Here is a 278-nt window from a genome sequence, read left to right as displayed (position 1 = left end):
GGTGCTGCTGCACGCGGCTCTTGCCGCGGAAGGCTTCGGCGACGACTTCGGCGGCGTAGTGATCGCCGTCGCCCGCGAGATCGCGGATCGTCACCCTGGCACCGGGAATCCCAGCCTTGATCATGTCTTCGATATCGCCGGGTTTCATGGCCATGATGTTACTCCTTGCGCATCATTCCGCGGCAAGTTCGCCGCGGCCTTCCATGAAATCAGGGAACCACGATTCATGGGCATCGCGCAATTGCTGAATCGGCAGTGAAATAAGATCGCCGACATCA

General features: G+C 59.7%; 1 protein-coding gene. It reads right to left on the bottom strand.

The genetic code is table 11. The features are described from left to right. Positions 1-154 (bottom strand): BolA family transcriptional regulator (locus EOD29_RS31465; RefSeq protein WP_127248810.1); only part of this gene is annotated, 154 nt, incomplete at its 3' end. Positions 155-278: the final 124 nt, after the last annotated feature.

Source organism: Mesorhizobium sp. M1A.T.Ca.IN.004.03.1.1 (assembly GCF_003997555.1).
Classification (GTDB): domain Bacteria; phylum Pseudomonadota; class Alphaproteobacteria; order Rhizobiales; family Rhizobiaceae; genus Mesorhizobium.
Note: the sequence above shows the minus strand (reverse complement) of the source record. Positions and strands in the feature narration are given on the sequence as shown.